The organism is Nonomuraea sp. MG754425 (assembly GCF_021699195.1).
In the GTDB taxonomy this organism is placed as follows: Bacteria; Actinomycetota; Actinomycetes; order Streptosporangiales; family Streptosporangiaceae; genus Nonomuraea.
Genome location: NZ_SSXE01000013.1, coordinates 52,223 through 74,116 on the forward strand (window position 1 = coordinate 52,223; position 21,894 = coordinate 74,116).

The following is a 21,894-nucleotide window of genomic DNA, read 5'->3' on the forward strand; positions in this document are numbered from 1 at the left end:
GCGTTCACCAGGTCACGGGCAGTTCGGCGTAGCCGTCGGCGATGTGCCCCTGCCGGCGTGGCAGCTCCCGCTCCGGCGTGGCCAGCCGCAGCCCGGGCAGGCGCCGGAACAGCCGGCTGAACACCGCCGCCAGCTCGACCCTGGCCAGGCCGGCTCCGATGCAGAAGCGCGGGCCGTAGCCGAAGCTCAGATGCGGGTCGGGCAGCGGGCGGCGCAGGTCGAACACGTCCGGGTCCGGGTAGGTCCGCTCGTCCCGGTTGGCCGCGCCGGGGGTGATCACGACGGCCTCGCCCCTGCGGATGGTGACGCCGCCGATCTCGATGTCCTCGTGCGCGTACCTGGGCAGGCCGTGCAGGCTGGGCGCGGCCAGGCGCAGGATCTCCTCGACCGCGGCCGGGGCCAGGCCGGGATCGGCTCTGAGCAGGTCGAGCTGGCCGGGGTTGGCGAGCAGGAGCAGCACGCCGAAGTCGATGCGGTTGACGGTGGTCTCGTGCCCGGCGAACAGCAGGGTGCCGGCGAGCCGCGCGATCGTCCCGTCGTCGTCGAGTTCGCGCGCCAGGTCCGACAGGACGTCCTCGGCCGGTTCGCGGCGTTTGCGGTCGATCAGGCCTGCCATGTACCCGCCCAGCTCCTCGCGGGCGGCCGCGCCCGCCTCCTCGTCGAGCGTGTTCCCCATGCGGTGCGAGAGGCCGCTGAAGTACTCCCTGTCCTCGTACGGCACGCCCAGCAGCCGGCAGATGACCAGCACGGGCAGCGGGAAGGACAGTTCGGCGTGCAGATCCGCCGGCGGGGTCAGCCCGGCGAGGTGGTCGAGCCGCTCGTCCACGAGCGCGCCGACGTCGCCGTCGAGCCGCTTCATCCGGCGCGCGGAGAAGGCCGGAGCGAACAGCCCGCGCATGCGGTCGTGCTCGGCCCGCTCCGTGGCCACGTCGCCCGCGGGCCCGCCGAGCAGGGCGGATCGGGACAGGCGCGGGGCGTTGTCCGGGTCGGGGTGAGAGCGTCCGAGCCGGCCGTCGTTGAACAGGGCGCGGGCGTCGTCGTACCCGCTGACCAGCCAGACCTCGTCGCCCACCGGGGTGCGTACCTTCGCGATGCCCTGCTCCGCCCGCAGGTCCCGGTACGCCCCGGGCACCTCGAGCAGGCTGCCGCGTTCGAAAGGAAGGGAAGGAAGGCTCATAGAACCTTGGTAACCGCTTTGACGGTCTCCTTCCAGACTCTGGGGAACTCGGCGTGGGCCCGCTCGGCCACATTGCGCTCGATCCCGATGAGCAGCCCGTACGTGAAGGTGTCCTCGCCCGCCTGCCGGGCGCTCTCGGCCTCCTTGGCCAGCCGCTCCTGGGCGACCACGCCGTCCTGGTGCGCGCCCAGGATCTCCTGGACGTTCTCGGCCAGCTTGGCGAGCCGCCCCATGTCGGGGCCCAGGCTCGGCTGGAGGGCCTCGGCGGTGTAACGGGCGCGTTTGGCCGCCTTGCGCACGTCGTGCATGGCGAGTTCGCGGCGCTCCAGGTCGTCGATGGCCTGGGCGGCGTCGTACCGCTTGGTCACCCGGCCCCAGTTGGCCGCGGCGATGCCGCGCAGCTCGTCCTGGGCCTGCCTGGCCGCCGCCTTGCCCAGGACGGGACCGCCGACGAGCCGGTCGAGCGCGTCGAGCAGCAGGTAGTAGCGGTCCCCGCTGAGCGTCTCCTTGATCCGCCCGTACGCCTCCTGCTCGCGTTCGAGCAGGTCGGAGCCGAGGCGGGCCTGGATGGGGCCCGTGACCAGCTCCGGCGCGAGGCCGGCCAGCTCCTTGGCGAACCTGGCCCTGATCACCTCGAGGTCGCGGGCCTCGCCGAGGACGGTGCCGAGCCAGCGCAGCTCCTCCTGCAGCGGCTCGGTCTCGCTCACGATGGTCTTGAACGCCTTGAGCGCGCTGCGCAGCCGTCTGGCGGCCACGCGCATCTGGTGGACGGCGTCCTCTTCGGCCCTGCGGACCTGCGGATCCTGGGACAGCAGCGCCTTGACCTGGCCTTCCAGGTAGCCCATGACGATCTCGCCGGCACTGCCGGACTTCGTGGGGGCGGTGGGGAGCGGGGCGGGCTCCAGGAGCTTGGCGAGCTTGCTGGCGGCGCCGGACGGGGCGGCGCCGGCCTTCCTGAGCCGCTTGCCGACCTTGGCCAGCACGCGGGTGGTGCCGTCCTCGAGGAGTTCGGCCTCGACCTCGCGCCATCGTACGATCTTGGGCTCGTCGCCGAACACGGTGCCCTTGACGCGGTCGTCGGCCACCTCGACCAGCCTGCGCGCGCCGTCGCTCAGGACCGTGACGCTCCTGCGGGTGTCGAGTTCGGCGACCTGCCGCAGCTCCGCGCCGCGGGTGTAGGCGCGGACCAGTTCGGCCAGCTCCTCCGGGACGACCTTGGTGCCGCGCGTGAGCGGGTGGGTGATCTCCTGGCGCACGCCCTTGGCCTTGGGGAGCTTCAGGTGCCAGCCCGCGTCGGAGCCGCCGCGCCTGCGCCGCAGGGTGACGCCCCGGGAGGCCAGCCTCAGGTCGGGCGTGTCGTAGTAGAGAGCCACGAGCCGGTAGCTCTCGGGGCCGGTGACGTCCCCGAGACCGCTGAGGTCGGGGAGCCGGTACTCCGGGGGGACGTCGAACTTGTCCTCGATCTCGATGCCCACTACACCTCACAAGTGTCCGGTTTCGGACCATGATGCCACCGGAAGGTGAACATCACACGGCTTGGAGGAGTTCGATTCTGTTGCCCACCGGGTCGGCGACATAGATTCGTCGATACCCAGGGAACAGGTCATCTGACGTCGCATCGGGCAATTTTCCGCGGTAGACGTCGAGATCGTCCACCAAGAAGGCGGGGTGGGCCTTGCGGGCGGGCCTGAAGTCCTCCTCGATGCCGAGATGCACCTCCACCCCCTCGCCCCTGAACCAGACACCCCCGCGCCCGGCCAGCCCGGGAGGCTTGGGCACCTCGCGCAGGCCCAGCACACCGGCGTAGAACTCCCGCAACCGCGGCTCGCTGCCCGCCGGCGCGGCGAGCTGGACGTGGTGCAGCGCCCTGACCGTCATTTCTGCGCCACCACGAAGATCCGCCGGAACGGGAAGGGCGTGCCGTAACCGCGCGCCGGATACGCCTCGGCGAGCGGCTTGGCCAGGTCCTGCTTGAAGCGCCGCTGCTCGTCGGGGTCGAGGCGGTCGAGGATCGGGCGCAGGGCGGTGCCGGAGACCCAGTCGAGCACCGGGTGGTCACCCTGCAGCACGTGCACGTACGTCGTCTCCCACGCGTCCACCTGCGAGCCGCCGTCGTTGAGCAGATCGACGTACTCCAGCGGCTCGCCGACGGGCATGCCCCTGCTGAACTCGCCCAGCCGGTCGGCCCAGGCCCGGGAGGCGCACAGCTCGCGGATCGCGACGTGGCTGGGGGCGTCGAAGTTGCCCGGCACCTGGAAGGCCAGCCAGCCGCCGGGGGCCAGTTCCTCGACCCAGTGCTCCAGCACGGCGCGGTGCTCGGGCACCCACTGCAGGACGGCGTTGGAGACGAGCACGTCCATGGGCCGGTCGGGACGCCAGGTGGCGACGTCGGCCACCGCGAACCTGACCTGCGTCTCGAGCTTGCGAGCCTTGGTGATCATGGCCGGTGAGGAGTCGAAGCCCTCCACGACCGCGCCGGGCCAGCGGGTGGCCAGCTCCGTGGTGAGTTCGCCGCTGCCGCAGCCCGCGTCCACGACATAATCGGGTGCGACGGCCCCCACCCTGGAGATCAGCTCGACGAAGGGCCGTGACCGCTCGTCGGCGTAGACGGCGTACGTCACGGGGTCCCAGATATCTCTTGACATGAAGATAATTGATATCGAGAGAGATATCTCGATGTCAAGACAGTACACTCTTGTGTCATGACGGAGGATGGTAGAGACGAGGTCGATCGCCTCGTCGCGGCTTGGCGGGCGGAGCGCCCCGACCTCGACGTCGAGCCGCTCCAGGTGCTCTCAAGAGTGTCACGACTCGCCAAACATCTCGACCGTGCCCGCCGTGCGGCCTTCGCCGAGCACGATCTCGAGCCGTGGGAGTTCGACGTGCTCACCGCGCTGCGGCGGGCGGGCGAGCCCTACGAGCTCAGCCCCGGAGCCCTGCTGCGGGCCACCCTGGTGACCTCCGGCACGATGACCAACCGCATCGACCGGCTGGCGCAGGCGGGCCTGGTACGCCGGCGGCCCGATCCCGAGGACCGGCGCGGGGTGCTGGTCTCCCTCACCGACCCGGGCCTGGCCCGGGTGGACGCCGCCTTCGACGACCTGCTGCGCAGGGAGCGGGAGCTGCTGTCGGGGCTGGCGGGCGAGAACCAACGGGTGCTGGCCGCGCTCCTGCGCACGCTCCTCACCCCCTTCGACTCCCCTGGCTGACCCCGGCGGCCCCGGGCGACGGCGAGCGCCGCGCCCGGGCAGGGTCAGTCGCCCAGGCGATCGGCCACGTCGAGCCACTCGGACTCGATCGTGTCCTTCTGGGCCGTGATCTCGCGGAGCCGGGCGTCCAGCGAGCCGAGCTCGGCGTAGTCGCCGGCCGCGTCCGCCATGGCGGCGTGCAGGCGCGACTCCTGGCCGGCCAGCTTGTCGAGCTGGCGCTCCAGGCGGTTGAGCTCCTTGCGCAGCTCGCGCTCCTCCTTGGCCGACAGCCCGGACGCGGTCGCCTCAGCGGGGCCTGGCTCCGTACCCGTCGCCGTGCCGGCGCTCACGCCGGCGACGGAGGTGGTGACCCCGAGGCGGGCGGTCACCGCCGTGCCCGCGGCGCGGCGTTCGAGGTACTCGTCGACCCCGCCGGGCAGCATCGACAGCTTGCCGTCGCCCAGCAGCGCCACGCACCGGTCGGTGACCCGCTCCAGGAAGTAACGGTCGTGGCTGACCAGCACCAGCGTGCCGGGCCAGCCGTCGAGCAGGTCCTCCAGCTCGTTGAGCGTCTCGATGTCGAGGTCGTTGGTGGGCTCGTCGAGCAGCAGGACGTTGGGGTCGTCCATGAGCAGGCGCAGCAGTTGCAGCCGCCGCCGCTCGCCGCCCGACAGGTCGCCGATCATCTTCCACTGCGCCTCGCCCTTGAAGCCGAGGCGTTCGAGGAGCTGGGAGGCGGTCCACTCGCGCTTGCCGACCTGGAGGTACTTGCGCACCTCCTCCACCGACTCCAGCACGCGCCTGGCCGGGTCGAGCTCGGCCAGTTCCTGCGACAGATGCGCCAGGCGGACCGTGCGGCCCCTGACCACCCGGCCGGAGTCGGGCTTGATCGTGTCGGCGAGCAGCCGCAGCACCGACGACTTGCCGGACCCGTTCACGCCGATCAGCCCGATGCGGTCACCCGGGCCGAACTGCCAGGTCAGGTCGTCGAGCACCAGCGGGCCCGTACCGGGGCCGCCCGCGTGCAGGGTGACGCCCTCAAGGTCGTAGACGGTCCTGCCGAGGCGGGCCGCGGCGAAGCGCAGCAGCTCGACGGTCTCGCGCGCCGGCGGCTCGTCGGCGATCAGGGCCTGGGCGGCCTCGATGCGGAACTTCGGCTTGGACGTACGGGCGGGCGGGCCACGCCGCAGCCAGGCGATCTCCTTGCGCATGAGGTTCTGGCGGCGCTCCTCGGCTGCCTGGGCGATGCGCGCGCGCTCGGCCTTGGCCAGCACGTACGCCGCGTAGCCGCCCTCGTAGCGCTCGACCCGGCCGTCGACGACCTCCCAGGTGCGGGTGGAGACGGCGTCGAGGAACCACCGGTCGTGGGTCACCACCACGACCGCGCTCCTGCGGCCCGCCAGGTGCGCGGCCAGCCACGCGATGGCCTCGATGTCGAGGTGGTTGGTGGGCTCGTCGAGCATGATCAGCTCGTGCTCGTCGATGAGCAGCTTGGCCAGCGCCGTACGCCTGCGCTCGCCGCCCGACAGGTCGGCGGCCTTGGACCCGAGGTCGAGGTCGCCGATCAGGTTGCCGAGGATCTCGCGTACACGCTGGTCGCCCGCCCACTCGTGCTCGGCCAGCTCGCCGAGGACGATCTCGCCCACAGTGGCGGCGGGATCGAGGGTGTCCTGCTGCGACAGGAACCCGACGCGCAGGCCCCGGTTGTGGGTGACGCGTCCGCTGTCGGGGCGCACCGTGCCCGCCAGCACGGACAGCAGCGTCGTCTTGCCGCCGCCGTTGCGGCCGACGACGCCGATGCGCTCGCCCGCCTCCACCCCCAGCGAGACGTCGCTGAGCAGTGGCTTGGGGCCGTAGGCGTGGGAAACCGACTCAAGATTGACCAGATTCATGGCCTTCCCAGGGTATCGGCTTCCCGGTGGCCTCCCGGACCGGTGACCTCGGGTCAGATGAGGGTGGCGCCCTGGACGGGGCCGTGGGCGGCCACCGCGGTGTGGGCGGCGCCCGTGGCGGTCAGGCTGTGGGCCAGGTCGCGGGCGTGGGTGGCGTCGATGGCGAGGAAGGCGCAGGTGGGGCCCGAGCCGGAGACGATCGCGCCGAGCGCTCCGTGCTGGCGGCCCGAGTCGAGGGTCGGCGCGAGCTCGGGGCGCAGGTTGAGCGTGGCGCTCTGGAGGTCGTTGCTGAGGTTGGAGCCGAGGGCGTAGGCGTCGCCGGTGCCGAGGGCCTCCATCAGCGAGTCGTTGAGCTGGGGCCAGGGCACCTCGGTGCCGGTGCTCTCCCTGAGACGGTCGCACTCGGCGTACACGCTGGCCGTGGAGAGCCCGCCGTTGGCCAGCGCGAACACCCAGTGGAACGTGCCCCCGGTGGGCAGCTCGCTCAACTGCTCGCCCCGCCCGGTGCCGACGGCCGTGCCGCCGATCAGCGAGAACGGCACGTCGCTGCCCAGGTCGCCGGCGATCTCCATCAGGTCGTCGAGGGGCAGCCCCAGGCCCCAGAGCTCGTTGCAGGCCACCAGCGCGCCGGCCGCGTCGGCGCTGCCGCCCGCCATGCCGCCCGCGACGGGGATGTCCTTCTGGATGATCAGGTCGGCGCCGTAGGTGCGGCCCGCGTGCTTGGCGAGGGCGTGCGCGGCGCGGATCGCCAGGTTGGAGCCGTCGGTCGGCACCTGGTCGGACCACTTACCGTTGACCTGCACCGTGATCGAATCGGACTCCTTCGCCACCACCTCGTCGAAGATCGACACTGCGTGGAAGACGTTGACCAGGTCGTGGAAGCCATCTTCCCTGAGCGGGCCGACAGAAAGCTGCACGTTGACCTTCGCGGGCACACGTACGGTCACCGAACTCATCGATCTTCTGCCACTCTCATCGCTTGCCGGGGTCAAGGACACTCGATGTTATCCAGGCCCGCCGCTCTGACATGCGGTTCTTGAAATATGACCGCGGGTTCCGCGCAGTCATCAACACAGAGAGTCAAGTTGATGGGCATTTGCCGGGCCGCCGGGCGCGGCCTGTTCCCCCTCCGCGCGCAGGCCGTGCAGGAAGAAGGACAGGCACCGGCGCCAGGCCCCGGGTGCCGTCTCCATGGACTCGCGGATGACTTGTGACATTGCCCATACCAGGGTGACCAGGTCTTGCGACCCGAAGTCGGGACGGAGCCGGCCGGCCGCCCTGGCGCGTTCGATGATCCGCTCGGCGTCCGCGAAGCCCCGGCCGCATGCCTGGCCCACGTCGGTGGCCAGCGAGAAGCTCTGGGCCAGGGCGTCGTTCAGGCTGTGGTCCTCGGCCTGGAGGGCGAAGAGCCCTTCGAGGAAGCCGACGAACCCGGCCCAGGGGTCGGGGTCGGCCAGCGCCTTCGAGGTGACCTGTTCGAGAGCCGCCAGCCGCTGGGGAAGGATCGCGTCGAGGAGCGCCTCACGGGTCGGGAAGTGGTTGTAGAGGGTGCCGATGCTGACCCCCGCCCGGCGCGCGATGTGCTCCAGGGGGGCGTCGAGACCGCGCTCGGCGAAGATCTGGGTGGCCGCGCCCAGCAGTTTGTCGCGGTTGCGCGCGGCGTCGGAGCGCAGCGGCTTGGATTCGGCTGCCATCCGCCCATCATACGAAATCGAGGCAACCCTCAAGTTTGTGCTACGGTCGCGACTGAAATTGAGGGAGCCCTCGATTTAGCTCTGGAGGAAGGCATCGCCATGTCCGCAGCAGCACGCAAGACTGCCGTCGTCATCGGAGCGGGGCCGGGTCTCGGCATGTCCGTCGCGCATCGGTTCGGGCGCGAGGGCTACGCCGTGGCGCTGGTCTCACGTACCGGGTCCCGGCACGCCGGATACCTGGCGGCGCTGGCCGAGGCGGGGGTCGAGGCCGCCGCCTTCGTCGCCGACGTACGGGACCGCGACCGGGCCAGGGCCGCCGTGGACGCGATCGGCGCGCGGTTCGGCGCGATCGACGTCCTCTACTACGGCCCCGCGATCACCGATCTGGACGCCCCGCCCGCGCCCATCACCGGCATCACGGTGGCGGACGTCCAGGACGCGATGAACGTCGTCTACCCGGCGGTCGACCTGGTCGGCAGGGTGCTGCCGGGCATGATCGAGAGAGGCGGCGGCGGGCTGCTGTTCGCCGGGGGCCTCAGCGCCGTCATGCCGATGCCCGCGCTCGGCGGCCTGGCGATCTCGGCGGCGGCGCTGCGCAACTACGCGCTGACGCTCAACGCGGCGCTGGCCGGTCAGGGCGTCTACGCGGGCAGCCTGATCATCGGCGGGCTGATCGAACGCGGGGACATCCACCAGGCGGTGACGGCCCAGCCGGAACGGTTCGGCGACGTGGGGAACAGCACCCTCGACCCCGACCTGATCGCCGACGCCGCCTGGGACCTCTACACCGGACGCGACCGGCCCGAGGCCACGTTCAGCGCCTTCGCCTGACGGAACGCCTTCGCGTGCGGGCCGGATGCCTCCACCCGAAGTGCCGGCACCGCCGGGTGCGGGTGCGAGCCTCCGAGCGCCGGTCCGGCTCTCTCTTGCGACCGCCACATGTGCGGGTCGGGTGTCTGTGTGTCGAGGTGGTGCGTGGTCAGGGGCGGAGTTCGGCGATGCGGGCGAAGGCCGTGACGTCGAGTTGCTCGCCGCGCGCGGACGGGTCCACGCCCGCCGCCCGCAGCGTGCGCTCCGCGTCGGCGGCGGTGCCGGCCCAGGAGGCGAGGGCGGCCCGCAGGGTCTTGCGGCGCTGCGCGAAGGCCGCGTCCACCACCCCGAACACCTCCTCCCGCGACGCCGTCGTGGCCGGCGGGTCGCGGCGGGCCAGGGAGACGAGGCCGGAATCGACGTTGGGGACGGGCCAGAACACGCTCCGGCTCACCGGCCCCGCCCGGCGCACGTCCGCGTACCAGGCGGCCTTGACCGACGGCACCCCGTACACCTTCGAGCCCGGACCCGCGGCCAGCCGGTCGGCCACCTCCGACTGCACCATCACCAGGCCCGTGCGCAGCGACGGGAGCACCTCCAGGAGGTGGAGCAGCACCGGGACGGCCACGTTGTACGGCAGGTTCGCGACCAGGGCTGTGGGCACGTGCCCCGCGAGGTCGTCAAGGACGATCTTCATGGCGTCGGCGTTGACGACCGTGAGCCGGTCGGCCGCGTCGCGCTCGGCCACCGTGACGGGGAGCTGACCGGCCAGCACCGGATCGATCTCGACGGCCACCACGTGCGCGGCCGACGTCAGCAACCCCAGCGTGAGCGAGCCGAGACCCGGCCCGACCTCGATGACCACGTCGTCCGGGGCGAGGTCGGCCACACGGACGATGCGGCGGACGGTCCCTGCGTCGATCACGAAGTTCTGGCCCAGTTTTTTTGTCGGACGAATGTCTAGCTTGTTGGCCAAAATACGTATTTCCGCAGGGCCCAGCAGCCTCATCATCCAACCAGTCTCCCGCATCGAAGAACGTGCGATGGCGGACGGGGAGAGCAAAGGGGAGGATGGCGTGGAACAGGAAGGGACTTCCCTCATGGAGCCAACGGGCGCCGCGCCCCTCCGGCCGACCGACCTGCGGGAGATCGGACCGTACCGGCTGCTGGGCCGGCTGGGCGAGGGCGGCATGGGGACGGTGTTCCTCGCGCGGGCGCCGACGGGCCGGTTCGTCGCGCTCAAGGTGGTCAAGGCGGAGTTCGCCAACCAGGAGGGCTTCGCCGCCCGGTTCCACGCCGAGGTCGACAGCGCCCGCCGGGTGGCGTCGTTCTGCACGGCCCAGGTGCTCGACAACGGCGACACCGGCGACGGCCGGCCGTACATGGTGACCGAGTACATCGCGGGCACTCCCCTGTCCGACCAGATCTCCAGGTACGGCGCGCTGGAGCCGGGGCCGCTGCACGGCGTCGCGCTCGGGGTCGCGGCGGCGCTGGCCGCCATCCACGTGGCGGAGCTGGTGCACCGGGACCTGAAGCCGGCCAACGTGATCCTCTCGCTGTCGGGGCCCCGGGTGATCGACTTCGGCATCGCCAGGGCGCTCGACCGCGAGACGGGGTTCACGCTGTCCGGCGAGTTACTCGGGAGCCCGGGATGGTGGGCCCCCGAGCAGGTCCGCGGGGAGGCGGTCAGCCCGGCGGTCGACGTCTTCGCCTGGGGCTGCCTGGTGGCGTACGCCGGGAACGGGCGGCATCCGTTCGGGCGCGGTGACCCCATCACCTTGGCCACCCGGGTGCTGAACACGCCGCCCGAGCTGGGCGCGCTGCCCGCGCCGCTGGACCAGCTCGCGCGGCGGGCCACGTCCATGGACCCCGCGCTGCGGCCCACGGCGCAGGACCTGCTGATCGCGCTGGTGGGCGGCAGCACCCCCGCCCCGGTGGCGGCCGATCCGCCGACGCTGGTGGCGACCGAGCTGCTGAGCGAGTGGCGACCGCCGCGGAACGTGGTGGACGAGCCGGACATCACGGCCACATTCACGACCCCGCCGCCGAGCGACGCCACCACACGGAGACCCCCCGGCCTGAACCCGGCATCGAGACCGGGTGCGGCATCCAGCCCGAACGCGTTCCCTGGGGCGAATCCGGTTCCCGGGGCGAACCCGGCGTCCGGACCGAACGTGGCGTCCGGACCGAACGTGGCCTCCGGGCCGAGTGCGGTCCCTGGGTCCGGTGCGAGCCGTGGCACCGGTGCGAGCGCTGGGGCAAATGGTGCCCTCGGGTCCGATGCGGGCCATGGGTTCGGTGCGGGCCAAGGGGCAGGTGGGGCCCATGCGGGCCATGGGTCTGGTGCGGGCTATGAGTCCGATGCGGGCCGTGGGTCCGGCCCTGGGGCAAGTGGGGCCCTTGGGTCCGGCGCGGGCCGTGCGAGCCATGGGGGTTCTGGGGCCAGTGGGCCCGGTGCGGCCCCTGGGGTGAGGTCGGGGGGCAGGCCGAATGTGGCGCCCGCGTCGTTCGGCGCGGCGGAGGCCGGAGCAGGGCCCGCCGCGCCCGCCGGCCCGGCCGACGTCCCGGGTTCCCCCGGAAGCGGGCCGCAGGGCGGCGAGGCGGCGCCCGTGTCGCTGGAGGAGCGGGTCCGGCGGGAGGAGGAGGCGGCCAAGGAGGAGCTGGCGCGCTGGCGGGTGCCCGACCAGGCGCAGGGGCTGCGACCGGCGCGGAAGTCGTTCGGGCTGTTCCGAACGGGCAAGCCGGCGCGGCGGAGATCCGGACAGCCGCCGGAGGACGCCGACTCCGAACCGCCCACGCGGACCGCAGGCCCCGGAGTCTTCCCGCGCGAGGCCGGTGCGGGGCCGCTCCAGGAAGGCGCGGGATCGGAGCCGATCCGGCGAGCCGCGGGTTTCGGGCCTGCCCCGCAGACGGCCGGTGCGGGACCCGACCCGATAAGGGCCGGTTCGGGGCCGGCCCCGCTCGGTTCCGGGCCCGTCCCGAAGAAGGCCGGTTCAGGGTCGGCCCCGCTCGGTTCGGGGTCTGTCTCGCGGGAGGCCGGTCCGGGGGAGACACAGCCCGGCACCCTGGGAGGCGCGTCCGAGCCGGGCGACGAGCCCGACACCCTCGGCGGCACGCGTACGCCCGGCGTCCGGTGGCTCATCGCCGCCGGAGCGGCCGTGCTGGCCGTCGTCGTCACGGCGGGCGTGCTGATCGTCACCTCCGCGCGCACCACGACCACCGCCACGAGTTCGGGCGCGCCGGCCACGGCCACGGGCGTCCCCAGCCCGAACGACGTGGGCCGCCGGTTCGCGCTCGGCGCGAGCTTCGACGACCCGGTCGCCATCGTGTCGGCCGCCCCGGAGTGCGGGCTGAAGGAGTTCGAGGGCAGAACGTCCGCCGAGGGCCAGCTCTGCGTGGTCCGCTGGACGATGCTCAACCCCGGCGGCGAACGCAGAGTGCTGGTCGAGCCGGTGGTGACCCTGATCGACGACCGGGGCGGGGAGCACGACGCGGCCCCCGTCACGTTGCCGCCGGCCATCCTGCCCGGCGCGCGGGTGGACAGCGCGTTCGTGTTCGACCTGGCCGCGTACCGCAAGCCGGTGCGGATGACGGCGTCCCTGCTGGAGAACGGCAAGCTGATCGAGGTGGCGCTGTGAGGAGCGGAGCGGCCGTCATGGTGCTCGCGGCGCTCGTGGCCGTGGCGGGCGTGAGCGTCGTCGTGCCGCCCGCGGTGGCCGCGGCCTGCGGCGGGGTCGCCGACTTCGACGGCGACGGCCTGGACGACGTGGCGGTCGGCGACCCGTTCGCCGACGACCAGAAGGGCGCGGTGCACGTGCTGTCCGGCGGCAGGGTGGTGCCCGTCAGTGTGCCCGGCCCGGCCGGGGGCGACGGCTTCGGCTGGTCCGTACGCCTGGCGCAGCTCAACGGCGACACCTGCGCCGACCTGGTGATCGGCGCCCCGTACACGGACGTGGACGGGACCGAGGACGCCGGCGCCGTGTACGTCGTCTACGGCGGCGGCGCCGCTCCCCCGCAGCGCCTGACCCCGCCGAAGCCCCAGCGGTTCGCGCACTTCGGCTGGTCCCTGGCCGCGCGCGGCGATCTGGTGGCGATCGGCGCACCGTACGAGGACGAGGGCCAGACGCCCGACGCGGGCGCGCTCTACGTGCGCAAGGGCGCGGGCGAGTTGCGCAGGATCAGCCAGGAGACCGTGGACGTGCGCGGCAACAGCGAGGTGGGCGACCAGTTCGGCTGGTCGATGGCGTTCGGGCCGGGGAACGAGCTGGTCGTCGGCGTCCCGTACGAGAACGACGACGGCGTCGGACGCCAGGTCGAGAGCGGGCGGATCGACTCGGGCTCGGTGGTCTTCATCGACGACGTGCTGGCCGCGAAGCTCACCTCGGCCAAGCTGGACTCGCCGACCGACCGCTCGGGCGACCGGTTCGGGTACGCGGTCGCCTACTCCGAGGGCTCCGGCTACGCGGTCGGCTCGCCCGGCCCCGGTTACGTGCAGCTCCTCGATCCCGCCAGGAAGCCCACGAGGCGGGTGACGCAGCCGGACGGGCAGGCGTTCGGCTTCTCGCTGGCCGTCGCGGCGGACGGACGGCTGGCGATCGGCGCGCCCTTCGGCGGCGAGGTCCGGGTCGTGTCCTGGCGGGATCCCGGGGCGGACCGGCGGCTGACGGCGGGCGACGGGCTGTTCGGCTGGTCGGTGGCCTTCAGCGGCAACAAGCTGTTCGTGGGGCAGCCGGACGCCGCGCCGTACGGGAAGGTCGCGGTGGCCGCGCGCAACGACGACACCCTCCAGCCGCTCCAGCCCCGGTCGGGAGCCGACTTCGGGGTCTCGCTGGCCGGGTAGCACGGGCGCGCGGGCGATCAAAGGGCGTGGGCTCGGGCCGGTCGGCACGGCCCGTCAGCCGGCCGCGGCCGGGGTGGCTGTGGCGGTGACCACGGGGTCGGGGAACAGGCGGTCGCCGCAGCTCGGCCACTGGCCCTGCCACCTGCCGCCCACCTGCTGGTAGAGGAGCTGCGCCCGGTACGTCTGCTCCTCCTCCGGCCAGGCGGTCGGCAGGCCCGTGCCGCCCACGGCCGCCCACATGGGCAGGCTGAACTGGTACATGCCGTAGTAGGGGCCCTCGGCGTTGAACGCCTCCGGGTTGCCCCGGGACTCGCACTCGGCCAGTGCCGCCCAGTCGAGCCGCAGCACCTCGGGCTGGATCGGCACCGTGCGGGGCGGGGTGACCGTGATGACCGTGCCGTCCTTGGGGAAGCTGTTCAGCGGCGGTTTCACCAGGTAGCCGCGGCGCAGGACGACGCGCTTCTGCTTGAGCACCTCGCGTACCGTCCTGGCGGTCGTACGTGAGGTCAGCCGCGCGGCTCCGGAGACCACGTACACCTTGCGCCGCGTGTACACGGTCAGCTCCATGCCCTCCAGCGGCACCATGTCGCCGGGCGGGGCGGACAGCCTGCTCGCGGCGAGGGTGATGTCCAGCTCGGCCAGGGCGTCGCCCACGTTCGTGGCGGTGACCAGGTGCTGGCTGGTCTGACCGTCGAGGGTCAGGGTGAGGGGGCGGGCGCGGCGCACCTCGATCGTGGTGCCGTCGTCCACCTCCTGCCGGGCGGACGGGCGGACGACGTCGCCGTAGCCCACGTCCACCCCGGCGTGGGCGAGCACCTCCTGGACGGTCCCGGCGAACGCCCGGACCGGCCTGCGCTCGCCGTCGACGACCAGGATGACCTCTTTGACCAGCAGGGACACCACCACGAGCGCCCCGGCGGCCAGCACGCCCGCCGCGCACACGATCGGCGTCCACGGGGAGCGCCACGGGATCGGCGGTCGGGGCGCACGCCTCTTTCCTCGCACGAACCACCTCCGGTGTGGGGGCAGGATCGCGAGAACGCTAGCGCTGGTACGGTCCCCGTATCTACTGGTTCACCAAAAGTTGGTCACCACTCGCCGAAAACTGTGACTCCGTTGACGCTGATCGCCTCACAGAGCTGGTCAGGATGGATGTTTTTGACCTCGGCCAGGCAGCGCAGGGTGATGGGGATGAGATACGGGGCGTTGGGCTTGCCCCGGTGCGGGACCGGCGGCAGGTAGGGGGCGTCGGTCTCGACCAGGATGAGCTCGGCGGGCGCGACCTCGGCCGCCTCGCGGAGGTAGGCGGCGTTCTTGTACGTCACAGGCCCGGAGAACGACATGAAATATCCGGCTTCCACGCACTTCTTCGCCATCTCGGCGTCGCCGGAGAAGCTGTGGAAGACCACCCTGTCCGGCGCGCCCTGCTCGGCCAGCACCCTCAGCACGTCGTCGTGCGCCTCGCGGTCGTGGATGACCAGCGCCTTGCCGGTGCGCTTGGCGATCTCGACGTGCGCCCGGAAGCTCGCGTGCTGGTCGTCCTTGCTCGCCCAGTCGCGGTAGTAGTCGAGGCCCGTCTCCCCCACCGCCCGCACCTCGGGCCGCCCGGCCAGCGCCTCGATCTCGGCCAGCACCTCCGGGGTGGCCTCGTGGGCCTCGTTCGGGTGGATGGCCACCCCCGCGTAGACGCCCTCCTGCCCGGCCGCCACGTCGGCGTTCCAGCGCGAGGACGTCAGGTCGTACCCGATCGTGACCAGCCTCGTCACGCCCACGGCCCGCGCGTCGTCGAGGATGCCGCGCACGCTCGCCGAGGCCGCCTGCGCGGCCTGCGCCACCGGGTCGCCCGACGACGCCTGCCGGTTGCCCACCATGATGTCGAGGTGGCAGTGGCTGTCGAACACGGGCGCGGAGAGCGGCTCTGGCGCGGCGGGAAGCTTGGTCACGCCCTCTAAAGTAGCCGCCCCGCACGCCGGGCCCGGCACCCCGCCAGGCCCGGCACGCGGCGGGTCACTCGCCCAGGCGGGCCAGTTCCTCGTCGACGACCTTCGGGTCGAGCTTCTTGAACAGCGGCACGGGCGGCGCCAGCGGGGTGCCCGGCTTGACCGGCCGGTGCTCCCAGCGGGCCGCGCCGTCGTACTCGCCGGTGATCACCGGGTAGGCGGGGCCGCCGTCCTCGTCGACCTCGCGGATCTCCGGCATGCCCGCCCACACACCCTCGCCGCCCAGCATGGCGAAGACCTTGTTGGAGGAGCTGGGCAGGAACGGCGTGAGCATCGTCTTGGCGTCGTCGACCACCTGCAGCGCCACGTGCAGGATGGACTTCTGCCGCTCCGGGTCGTCCTTGAGCTTCCACGGCTCCTGTTCGGCCAGGTACTTGTTGGCCTCGCGGACGACGTCGAACGCCTCGGTGATCGCGTTCTTGAACCTGGACCGGGCCAGCTCCGCGCCCACCGGGGCGAACGCCTGGCGCGAGCGCTCCAGCAGGGCCCGGTCGGCGTCGGTGAGGTCGCCGGGCTCGGGCACGGCCCCGAAGTTCTTGGCCGCCATCGAGATGGACCGGTTGACCAGGTTGCCCCAGGCCGCGACCAGCTCGCCGTTGTTGCGGTTGACGAACTCCTGCCAGGTGAAGTCGGTGTCCTGGTTCTCCGGGCCGGCCACGGAGATGTAGTAGCGCAGCGCGTCGGCGTCGTAGCGGGCCAGGAAGTCGCGCACGTAGATGACGATCTGGCGGGAGGAGGAGAACTTCTTGCCCTCCATCGTCAGGAACTCGCTGGAGACCACCTCGGACGGCACGTCGAGCGCGCCCAGCGCCCCCGGCGAACCGCCGCGCGCGCCGATGCCGCTGTAGCCGAAGAGCATGGCGGGCCAGATCTCGGCGTGGAAGACGATGTTGTCCTTGCCCATGAAGTAGTAGCCACGGGCCTCGGGGTTCTGCCACCACTGCCGCCAGGCGTCGGGGTCGCCCGAGCGCCTGGCCCACTCGATGGAGGCCGACAGGTAGCCGATGACCGCGTCGAACCACACGTACAGGCGCTTGTTGGGCTGGTCGCGCCAGCCGTCGAGCGGGATCGGCACGCCCCAGTCGAGGTCGCGGCTGATCGCCCGGGGCTGGAGGTCGCCGAGCAGGTTGAGCGCGAACTTCAGCACGTTCGGCCGCCACTCGCCCTGCTTGGACTGCAGGTAGGTGCCGAGCACCTCGGCGAAGGCGGGCAGGTCGAGCATGAAGTGCTCGGTCTCGACGAACGTGGGCGTCTCGCCGTTGATCCGGCTGACCGGGTTGATGAGCTCGATCGGGTCGAGCTGGTTGCCGCAGTTGTCGCACTGGTCGCCGCGCGCGCCGTCGTAGCCGCAGATGGGGCAGGTGCCCTCGATGTAGCGGTCGGGCAGGGTACGGCCGGTCGAGGGCGAGATCGCGCCCATCGTGGTCTTGGGGAAGATGTAGCCGTTGTCGTAGAGGCCCTTGAAGATGGCCTGCGTGACGGCGTAGTGGTTCTTCGTGGTCGTCCGGGTGAACAGGTCGTAGGACAGGCCGAGGCCGGTCAGGTCTTCGGCGATGACCCGGTTGTAGCGGTCGGCCAGTTCCCTGGCGCTCACGCCCTCCTTGTCGGCCTGGACCTGGATCGGGGTGCCGTGCTCGTCGGTGCCCGAGACCATCAGCACCTTGTTGCCCGCCATCCGCTGGTAACGGCTGAAGACGTCGGACGGCACGCCGAACCCTGAGACGTGCCCGATGTGACGGGGGCCGTTGGCATACGGCCACGCAACGGCGGTCAAGATGTGCTGGGACATGGTTCCAAGCCTACGGGTTCCCGCAAGGCCATTTGTTACCCGCTGCCGTGCTCACCCACCGGCCGTACCGGCCGTCTCGCGGACGACAGCGGCCGAACCCGTCGGTGGTGACGGGTTCGGCGGCGGTGACAGGCGGGAGTGGCCGCCTAGCGCTTCGTCTCTTCGAGCGAGATGCCCGCGGCGGCCTCCTCGGCGGCGGCGGCCGCGTTGTCGATGGAGGTCTCGCGGGTGCGGCGGATGCCCAGGATGCTGATGAACAGCGCCGCGAAGATCGTCTGGAAGCTCATGATGAGCGCCGTCGCGGACGGCACCACGAGACGCAGCGACTCGCGCGGGTTGAGCTCGCCGAAGCTGCGCACCTGCCAGTGCGCCAGCGACATCACCAGGCCGACGAGACCGGCCAGCGCCAGCAGCCCGCCGACGACCAGGCCCTTCTCCAGGCTGACGATGTCGATCAGCCGCCGGATGCGTGGCGACTCGGGCAGGAAGCCCTCCTCCGCCGCGTACACCTTGGTGAACACGGCGAACAGCGCCGCCTGGAAGCCGATCACCACCAGGGCGGCCGATCCGACCAGGGTGTCGACGTCGAAGGCCAGCTCGCCGATCTGCACCGGGCCGAACACCAGCGCCGTGCCCGCCACGAGCCCGACGACCATCATCAGCACGCCGGGGTAGAAGAACAGCCACTTCGGGCTGTAGAGCAGCAGGAAGCGCAGGTGACGCCAGCCGTCGCGCCAGGAGCGCAGGTGCGGCGGGCGGGAGCGGCCGTCGGGCGAGAGCGTGGTCGGGACCTCGCGCACGTCGAGGCCGGACAGCGTGGCGCGGACCACCATCTCGGAGGCGAACTCCATGCCGCCCGTCTGGAGCTGCAGCCGCAGGATCGAGTCGCGCCTGAAGCCCCGCAGGCCGCAGTGGAAGTCGCCGATCGCCGACGGGAAGAACAACCGCCCGACGAACGACAGCACCGGGTTGCCGAGATAGCGGTGCAGCGGCGGCATGGCGCCGGGGGCGATGCCGCCCTTGAAACGGTTGCCCATCACCAGATCGGCACCGTCGCGAAGCTGCTCGACGAACGGCAGCAGCGCGGTGAAGTCATAGGAGTCGTCGGCATCGCCCATGATGACGTATTTGCCGCGAGCCGCCCGGATGCCGCCAATGAGGGCGTTGCCGTAGCCCTTGTCGTCCACGTGCACCACGCGGGCCCCGGCGTCACGGGCAAGCTGTTGCGAGCCGTCCGTGCTGCCGTTGTCGGCGATCAGCACTTCGCCCTCGATGCCGTGCTCCGCCATGCACGCGAGTGCCTTGCGCACACAGACTTCCACGGTCTCCGCCTCATTGAGGCAGGGCATGACCACCGTCAGTTCCACGTGTCTACCCTTCAGTTAAGGCTCATCCAGTCAACCATCATGCCCTGAACCCGCTCGTGCTCGGGCACAGACCTGGAAACGACTGGCATTCTTTACAGCATGGTGAGCGTCGCGGAGACCACTCCTGTGGACAACTCCGCCCCTGGCAGGACGGCACGTCTGTTGGCCATGGTGGGCAGGCATCGGGTGTTCGCCGTGGCCTTCGGCGTGGGCGCCGTGCTGCGGCTCGTCACCATGCTCGGCTACGGCCCGGCCATGTGGTTCAACGACTCCTACGAGTACGTCTCGGTGGCGTTGCACCCACGGCCGCACCCGATCAGGCCCGACGGCTACAGCTTCTGGCTGATGTTGCTCCAGCCGTTCCACAGCTTCAGCCTGCTGGTCTTCACCCAGCACCTCATGGGGCTGGCCACCGCGTGCCTGATCTACGCGCTGCTGCGGATCAAGTTCCGGCTGCCCAAGTGGGGGGCCACGCTCGCGGCGGCGCCGGTGCTGTTCGACGCCTACCAGATCCAGCTCGAACAGATGGTGATGTCCGACACCCTGTTCATGCTGCTCGTGGTGGGCGTGATCACGATGGTGCTGTGGAAGCGGCGGCTGACCTGGCAGGCGGGCGCGGTCGTGGGCCTGCTGCTGGCGCTGACCTGGCTGACCCGCTCGATCGGGCTGCCGATCCTGGCGCTGGTGGTGCTCTACCTGCTGGTCAAGCGCACCGGCTGGCGGCCGATCGTGGCGGTGCTCACGGCCTGCGCGATCCCGGTGATGGCGTACATGGGGTGGTTCGCCGCGGCGTACGGCAAGTTCGCGATGACCAACAGCGACGGGCTCATCCTCTACATGCGCACGGCCATCTTCGCCGACTGCAACAAGATGGACATCGACAAGTACAAAGAGGTCCAGCTCCTGCTGCTGTGCATCAACGACCCGGTGAGCCAGCGCAAGGACTACGCCCAGTGGTACCTGTGGGGGCAGGGCAACGGCGACGGCACCGGCACCGGCGAGGTGCTGCACCGGTGGGGCATCAACAAGAAGTGGAGCGAGATCACCAACGACGCGGCGAGCAAGTTCGCCACGCGGGCGATCCTGTCGCAGCCCGGTGACTATCTGAAGGTCGTGGCGCGCGATTTCTTCCGCTCCTTTCACTGGTCACGTCCACGCTTCCCCGACGAGTCGACTTACAACATGTACCAGTTCAAGCCTTACGTGGAACTGGACGACACCGGCCAGCCCAAGCGGCTGCCGAAGTGGGCCTCGTACGCGGGCGGGCGCACCGACACCGACGCCTTCAGCTACGAGCAGGGCCCGCCGGAGACCCGGGTCGTGCAGCCGTGGGCGACGATCATGAGCAACTACCAGAAGGTCTTCTACCTGCGCGGCATCGTGGTCGGCGGCATCCTGCTGATCGGCCTGTACGGCGTCGCGGTGCGCTGGCGCAAGTTCGGCGGCCCGGTGGTGCTGCCGTGGCTGGGCGCGGTCGGCCTGCTGCTGGCCCCGGCGGCCACGGCGGAGTTCGACTACCGCTACGTGCTTCCGGCCGTGCCCCTGGCCTGCGTCGCGGCGGCGATCACGCTGCGCAGGGGCGTCACCTGGGGGCGGCGCTCGCCCAGGAGCCCAGCAACATCCGAGTCCACCACTGCGCCTGGGTGATCGTCTCGGCGGTCAGCACGGGGTAGAGCCACCAGAAGTCGACCAGCACCACGAGCGCGAACGCGCCGGCCACCGCGGCCCCGATCGCCCGGCGGGTGGCCGGGGCGTCGCTCCTGCCGATGACGAGCCCCGCCACGAGCACGAGGGCCAGCACCATGAACGGCACCACGGGGATCATGTAGAAGAGGTACATCGTGCGGTTGTCGGCGATGGCGTAGTAGAACCACGGCAGCCAGCCGGCCGCGAAGGCCAGCAGCACCGCCCCGGCCCGCCAGTCGCGGGAGGAGACGTACCAGGCGACGAGCCCGACCAGCGCGAGGACGGCGGCGTACCAGAGGGCGGGGGTGCCGACGCCGAGCACGGCCTGCGCGCACTTGGCGGCCCCGCAGGTCTCCGGCGGCAGGTCGGAGGGGTAGTGGAAGGAGACCGGGCGTAACAGCAGCGGCCACTGCCAGGGCTCCGACATGTACGGGTGGTAGTCGTCCAGGCCGCTGTGGAAGCCCAGCACCTCCATCTGGTACCGCGTCCACGACCGGAGCGAGTCGATCACGAAGAACACCGGCCCGCCGGAGGTGGCGCGGTCCCAGTTGCGGCCCCAGCCGTCGGCGGAGACGAACCAGCCGGTCCAGGAGGCGGTGAAGACCAGCGCGGGCACGAGCGTCATGGCCCCGAGCGCGCCGGGTAAGTCGTACGACAGCGTCTTCCGGGGCAGCCCCAGCGCCCGCCGCGCGCCCGCGTCCCACATGAGTGACAGCACGGCGAAGGCGATGAGGAAGAAGACGCCCGACCACTTGACCGCGCAGGCCGCCCCCAGGCAGGCCCCGGCCGCCGGCCGCCACCATCGGAAGTGCGGCGGGTTCGCACACCGGGCGACCAGCCGCGCGCGGGCCTGGTCGCGGTCGGCCACCAGGCAGGCGAACCCGGCGAGCACCCAGAACATGAGGAAGATGTCCAGCAGCGCCGTCCGCGACAGCACCAGGTGTAAGCCGTCGAGCGCGAGCAGCAGCCCGCCGAGGCAGCCGAGCAGGGTCGAGCGGGTCATCCTGCGCGCCACCCTGGCCATGATCAGGATGGACAGCGTGCCGGCCAGTGCCGCCGCGAAGCGCCAGCCGAACGGGTCCATCCCGAACAGCCACTCCCCCACGCCGATCATCCACTTGCCCAGGGGCGGGTGGGCGACGAAGGAGGCGCAGTCGGACGGCTGCCCGCACTGCCGGAAGATGTCCAGGTTGCCGGCCAGCAGCCGCCGGTCGGCGACGGGGTTCTCGGCGTCGCCGAGCGTGGCCGTCTCGACGCCGAAGGTGATCAGCGAGTAGGCGTCCTTGATGTAGTAGGTCTCGTCGAAGACGACGGCCCTGGGCTCGCCGAGCCGGACGAAACGCAGCAGGCCGCCGAAGACCGCCACCGCGATCGGCCACATCCAGCCCGCGAGGGCGCCGCCCTGCATCGGCGGGACGAGCCGCCGCGCCGACGCCCCCCAGTTCGTCACG

General features: G+C 71.6%; 18 protein-coding genes. 5 read left to right on the forward strand and 13 right to left on the reverse strand.

The genetic code is table 11. From position 1 onward, the window contains the following. Positions 1-4: 4 nt before the first annotated feature. From FAF44_RS06870 to FAF44_RS06885, 4 genes are read right to left on the reverse strand one after another with little or no spacing between them, the layout of a single operon-like run. On the reverse strand, positions 5-1,177 hold the full coding sequence (locus tag FAF44_RS06870; protein WP_237102176.1) for a cytochrome P450: 1,173 nt from the start codon (positions 1,175-1,177) through the stop codon (positions 5-7). Next, positions 1,174-2,652, reverse strand: coding sequence for a CYTH and CHAD domain-containing protein (locus FAF44_RS55700; RefSeq protein WP_237102177.1), 1,479 nt, complete (start codon positions 2,650-2,652; stop codon positions 1,174-1,176). The genes FAF44_RS06870 and FAF44_RS55700 overlap by 4 nt, the downstream gene beginning before the upstream one ends. Positions 2,653-2,704: 52 nt before the next feature. Beyond that, positions 2,705-3,055, reverse strand: coding sequence for a glyoxalase (locus FAF44_RS06880; RefSeq protein ID WP_237102178.1), 351 nt, complete (start codon positions 3,053-3,055; stop codon positions 2,705-2,707). Next, positions 3,052-3,822, reverse strand: coding sequence for a trans-aconitate 2-methyltransferase (locus FAF44_RS06885; RefSeq protein WP_237102179.1), 771 nt, complete (start codon positions 3,820-3,822; stop codon positions 3,052-3,054). The genes FAF44_RS06880 and FAF44_RS06885 overlap by 4 nt, the downstream gene beginning before the upstream one ends. A 57-nt stretch (positions 3,823-3,879) precedes the next feature. On the opposite strand from FAF44_RS06885, the gene FAF44_RS06890 reads away from it, so the two are divergent. Next, positions 3,880-4,386, forward strand: a complete 507-nt coding sequence (locus FAF44_RS06890) for a MarR family winged helix-turn-helix transcriptional regulator (RefSeq protein WP_237102180.1) — start codon at positions 3,880-3,882, stop codon at positions 4,384-4,386. Positions 4,387-4,430: 44 nt separating this feature from the next. On the opposite strand, the gene FAF44_RS06895 is transcribed toward FAF44_RS06890, so the two are convergent. The 3 genes from FAF44_RS06895 to FAF44_RS06905 all read right to left on the reverse strand — a co-directional run bounded on the left by FAF44_RS06895 (position 4,431) and on the right by FAF44_RS06905 (position 7,951). Then, complete coding sequence (locus FAF44_RS06895; protein ID WP_237102181.1) at positions 4,431-6,257, reverse strand: ABC-F family ATP-binding cassette domain-containing protein; 1,827 nt, start codon at positions 6,255-6,257, stop codon at positions 4,431-4,433. A 53-nt stretch (positions 6,258-6,310) separates the two neighbouring features. Next, complete coding sequence (locus tag FAF44_RS06900; protein WP_237102182.1) at positions 6,311-7,213, reverse strand: 4-(cytidine 5'-diphospho)-2-C-methyl-D-erythritol kinase; 903 nt, start codon at positions 7,211-7,213, stop codon at positions 6,311-6,313. A gap of 111 nt (positions 7,214-7,324) precedes the next feature. Further along, a complete protein-coding gene (locus tag FAF44_RS06905; RefSeq protein WP_237102183.1) occupies positions 7,325-7,951 on the reverse strand; it encodes a TetR/AcrR family transcriptional regulator in 627 nt (208 codons plus the stop codon). Between the two features lie 99 nt (positions 7,952-8,050). On the opposite strand from FAF44_RS06905, the gene FAF44_RS06910 reads away from it, so the two are divergent. Next, positions 8,051-8,782, forward strand: coding sequence for an SDR family oxidoreductase (locus FAF44_RS06910; RefSeq protein ID WP_237102184.1), 732 nt, complete (start codon positions 8,051-8,053; stop codon positions 8,780-8,782). 148 nt (positions 8,783-8,930) lie between these two features. On the opposite strand, the gene rsmA is transcribed toward FAF44_RS06910, so the two are convergent. Beyond that, positions 8,931-9,791, reverse strand: coding sequence for a 16S rRNA (adenine(1518)-N(6)/adenine(1519)-N(6))-dimethyltransferase RsmA (gene rsmA, locus FAF44_RS06915; protein WP_237102185.1), 861 nt, complete (start codon positions 9,789-9,791; stop codon positions 8,931-8,933). A 70-nt stretch (positions 9,792-9,861) separates the two neighbouring features. On the opposite strand from rsmA, the gene FAF44_RS55705 reads away from it, so the two are divergent. After that, entirely contained in the window at positions 9,862-12,399 is a 2,538-nt protein-coding gene (locus tag FAF44_RS55705; RefSeq protein ID WP_308193290.1) for a protein kinase, read from the forward strand. Beyond that, the gene (locus FAF44_RS06925; RefSeq protein WP_237102186.1) at positions 12,396-13,601 is read left to right on the forward strand and encodes an FG-GAP-like repeat-containing protein; all 1,206 of its coding nucleotides are present in this window, start codon (positions 12,396-12,398) and stop codon (positions 13,599-13,601) included. The genes FAF44_RS55705 and FAF44_RS06925 overlap by 4 nt, the downstream gene beginning before the upstream one ends. A gap of 54 nt (positions 13,602-13,655) precedes the next feature. Here FAF44_RS06925 and FAF44_RS06930 read toward each other — a convergent pair whose 3' ends face one another. The 4 genes from FAF44_RS06930 to FAF44_RS06945 form a co-directional block, all read right to left on the reverse strand. Next, positions 13,656-14,606, reverse strand: a complete 951-nt coding sequence (locus tag FAF44_RS06930) for a resuscitation-promoting factor (protein ID WP_237102187.1) — start codon at positions 14,604-14,606, stop codon at positions 13,656-13,658. 83 nt (positions 14,607-14,689) lie between these two features. Further along, positions 14,690-15,544 (reverse strand): TatD family hydrolase, encoded by an 855-nt coding sequence (locus FAF44_RS06935; RefSeq protein ID WP_237102188.1) that lies wholly within the window; start codon positions 15,542-15,544, stop codon positions 14,690-14,692. Positions 15,545-15,608: 64 nt separating this feature from the next. Next, complete coding sequence (gene metG, locus FAF44_RS06940) at positions 15,609-17,390, reverse strand: methionine--tRNA ligase (protein ID WP_237102189.1); 1,782 nt, start codon at positions 17,388-17,390, stop codon at positions 15,609-15,611. 146 nt (positions 17,391-17,536) lie between these two features. Beyond that, complete coding sequence (locus tag FAF44_RS06945; RefSeq protein ID WP_237102190.1) at positions 17,537-18,757, reverse strand: glycosyltransferase family 2 protein; 1,221 nt, start codon at positions 18,755-18,757, stop codon at positions 17,537-17,539. 99 nt (positions 18,758-18,856) lie between these two features. Between FAF44_RS06945 and FAF44_RS06950 the strand changes: the two genes are divergently transcribed. Next, entirely contained in the window at positions 18,857-20,404 is a 1,548-nt protein-coding gene (locus tag FAF44_RS06950; protein ID WP_237102191.1) for a hypothetical protein, read from the forward strand. On the opposite strand, the gene FAF44_RS06955 is transcribed toward FAF44_RS06950, so the two are convergent. Then, positions 20,340-21,893 (reverse strand): dolichyl-phosphate-mannose--protein mannosyltransferase, encoded by a 1,554-nt coding sequence (locus tag FAF44_RS06955; RefSeq protein WP_237102192.1) that lies wholly within the window; start codon positions 21,891-21,893, stop codon positions 20,340-20,342. The genes FAF44_RS06950 and FAF44_RS06955 overlap by 65 nt on opposite strands. Between the last annotated feature and the right edge of the window lies 1 nt (position 21,894).

What these genes read in the sequence shown, in the direction of transcription:
- FAF44_RS06870 (WP_237102176.1), bottom strand. Translation starts at nt 1,177, where the DNA reads ATGAGCCTTCCTTCCCTTCCTTTCGAACGCGGCAGCCTGCTCGAGGTG.
- FAF44_RS06880 (WP_237102178.1), bottom strand. Translation starts at nt 3,055, where the DNA reads ATGACGGTCAGGGCGCTGCACCACGTCCAGCTCGCCGCGCCGGCGGGC.
- FAF44_RS06885 (WP_237102179.1), bottom strand. Translation starts at nt 3,822, where the DNA reads ATGTCAAGAGATATCTGGGACCCCGTGACGTACGCCGTCTACGCCGAC.
- FAF44_RS06890 (WP_237102180.1), top strand. Translation starts at nt 3,880, where the DNA reads ATGACGGAGGATGGTAGAGACGAGGTCGATCGCCTCGTCGCGGCTTGG.
- FAF44_RS06895 (WP_237102181.1), bottom strand. Translation starts at nt 6,257, where the DNA reads ATGAATCTGGTCAATCTTGAGTCGGTTTCCCACGCCTACGGCCCCAAG.
- FAF44_RS06900 (WP_237102182.1), bottom strand. Translation starts at nt 7,213, where the DNA reads ATGAGTTCGGTGACCGTACGTGTGCCCGCGAAGGTCAACGTGCAGCTT.
- FAF44_RS06905 (WP_237102183.1), bottom strand. Translation starts at nt 7,951, where the DNA reads ATGGCAGCCGAATCCAAGCCGCTGCGCTCCGACGCCGCGCGCAACCGC.
- FAF44_RS06910 (WP_237102184.1), top strand. Translation starts at nt 8,051, where the DNA reads ATGTCCGCAGCAGCACGCAAGACTGCCGTCGTCATCGGAGCGGGGCCG.
- rsmA (WP_237102185.1), bottom strand. Translation starts at nt 9,791, where the DNA reads ATGCGGGAGACTGGTTGGATGATGAGGCTGCTGGGCCCTGCGGAAATA.
- FAF44_RS55705 (WP_308193290.1), top strand. Translation starts at nt 9,862, where the DNA reads ATGGAGCCAACGGGCGCCGCGCCCCTCCGGCCGACCGACCTGCGGGAG.
- metG (WP_237102189.1), bottom strand. Translation starts at nt 17,390, where the DNA reads ATGTCCCAGCACATCTTGACCGCCGTTGCGTGGCCGTATGCCAACGGC.
- FAF44_RS06950 (WP_237102191.1), top strand. Translation starts at nt 18,857, where the DNA reads ATGGTGAGCGTCGCGGAGACCACTCCTGTGGACAACTCCGCCCCTGGC.